At 74.9% G+C, this 2242-nt stretch carries 2 protein-coding genes; one reads left to right on the top strand and one right to left on the bottom strand.

What is annotated here, in order from left to right; genetic code table 11:
- Positions 1–410: 410 nt before the first annotated feature.
- Positions 411–1907, top strand: a complete 1497-nt coding sequence (locus EF903_RS31815) for a glycoside hydrolase family 6 protein (protein ID WP_125548433.1) — start codon at positions 411–413, stop codon at positions 1905–1907.
- A 33-nt stretch (positions 1908–1940) separates the two neighbouring features.
- Here EF903_RS31815 and EF903_RS34875 read toward each other — a convergent pair.
- On the bottom strand, positions 1941–2242 hold a 302-nt coding region (locus tag EF903_RS34875; RefSeq protein WP_221888804.1), incomplete at its 5' end, for a hypothetical protein.

The following is a 2242-nucleotide window of genomic DNA, read 5'->3' on the forward strand; positions in this document are numbered from 1 at the left end:
ACGATCACGTCTGCGTCGTACGTCATGCGAAGTCGCCCTCCGGTCGCCGGTGGGGCTGATCCTTTGCCACGGGTCGGCAACCCGTCAATGGCGGTGCGGTGCTTGGATGGCCGCATGAGTGCTGCCGTTCGGCTCTCGGTTGCCGCCGCGCGCGTAAGGGTTGCCGCAGGATCCGGGAAAGCCGTGAGAGCTGCGCCACACCACCCGCCCCTTAACTCGGGTCCCGGTGAAGGCTTTTGACGGGACGGCGGCCCCGATCCCGGGTCGCGCCGGGGCCGGCGGTCACGTGATCATGGGTGTCGGGTCCGTGCGCCTGCCCGGGCAGGCACACGAGGGGGGACCCGACCACGGCTGTGCCCCCGCGCCGTCCAGGCCGGCCCGCCACCGCGACCGAAGAAGGCCGTTCCACCATGACGACGACACGCAGACTGCTCCGCGCGGCCGCCAGTCCCGCACTGGCCGCCGCCCTCCTCGCCTCCACCGCCCCGTCCGCCTCGGCGGCCGACCCGCAGCCCGTCTACGGCGAGTTGGCGGCCAACGGCACGTTCGCCGCCGGCACCGCCGGCTGGTGGTCCGCCGGTGCGTCCATCGCCTCCGCCGGCGGCGCCCTCGTCGCGACCGCCAACGGCGGCACGCAGAACCCGTGGGACGCGATCGTCGGGCAGAACGGCATCCGGCTGCGCCCGGGGGCGACGTACACGCTGTCCTTCGACGCCAAGGCGTCCGCGCCGGCGAAGCTGCGCGCGACGGCGCAGCTCGCCGGCGCCCCCTACACGGCGGCGCTCGACCGCACCGTCGACCTGGCGACGGTCTCCAAGCGCTTCACCTGGACCTTCACCTCCGGCATCGACACCTCCGCCGGGGCCCTCAACTTCCAGATCGGCGGGCAGCCGGCCACCACGGCCGTCACCCTCGACAACGTCTCGCTGACCACCTCCACGGCCCGCGAGGGCTTCTACGCCGACCCGGCCAACAACGCGGCGGCCTGGGTCGCGGGCAACCCGGGCGACCCGCGCGCGGCGAAGATCAAGGCGGCGATCGCGGACCACACCACGTCGAAGTGGTTCGGCGACTGGGACGCCGACCGGAATCCCGCCACGGGAATCCGGACGGAGGTGTCCGACTACGTCGGCGCCGCGGCGGCGAAGGGCCGGCTGCCGGTACTGGTCGCCTACAACATCCCGGGCCGGGACTGCGGCGGAGCCTCCTCCGGCGGAGCGGGCTCCCCGGCCGCGTACAAGGCCTGGATCGACGCATTCGCCCAGGGCATCGCGGGCCGCCCCGCGATCGTCGTGCTGGAGCCCGACGCGGTGGCCCAGTCCTCCGACGACGCGTGCATGAAGGGCGCCGCCGAGCAGCGCTTCGACATGCTCCGGTACGCGACCCAGCGGCTGCGGGAGCAGGGCGGGTTCGTGCAGACCTACCTGGACGCCGGCAACGCCACCTGGACGCTCGGCCCGGACCTGGGCGGCACGCAGGGCATAGGCCTGGAGCGGATGGCGTACCTGCTCGACCGCTCGGGTGTCGCGGCGGCGCGCGGCGTGTCCGTCAACGTGGCGAACTTCGACGCGACGGCCGTCGCCGACGACTACGGCAGGCGCCTGGCGGCCCGGCTGAAGTCCGACTTCGGGGTGACGAGCCGCTGGGTGGTCGACACCGCCCGCAACGGCAACGGCGGGTACGTCGTCCCCGGCGATCCGGGCAGCGGCCACGTCGGGTTCTGCAACCCGGCCAAGCGCAAGCTGGGCGTCACGGCGCGGGCCGGCAGCGCGGGCGGCGCCGAGTACCAGCTGTGGCTCAAGAACCCCGGCGACTCGGACGGCGACTCCGCCGCATGCCCGGCGGGCTCGCCGCCGGCCGGTGTGTTCTCCCCGGTGCTGGCGGAAGCGCTGGTCGACGGGGGCTGACGGGCGGCGCCCTGCGGCGGTGCGGCCGGGTCCCTACTCGCCGCATCCGCCGCAGGGGCTGTGCCGGCTGTCGTCGCGGGCCCACCAGGAATCGCACCGGCACACCCCGAAGGGCGACCGGCAGGTGGCGCATTCCGGCTCGGACGGCTCCTCCGGGGCCGGGGCCGGGCGCGGCTCGTCGGGAATGCCCGCCCGGCTCGCGCGGCACTCGCAGGAGAGGCTGCCCCGACAGCTGCCGCCGCGCAGGACGGAGTGGACGATCCGCTGGTGGCCGCATTCCGCGCACCGGTAGCCGGGCACGGGCCGGCCTATCCGGCCCGGGCGGGGGCCGGGGG

It is taken from the genome of Streptomyces sp. WAC05292, assembly GCF_003949955.1.
Lineage (GTDB): Bacteria > Actinomycetota > Actinomycetes > Streptomycetales > Streptomycetaceae > Streptomyces > Streptomyces globosus.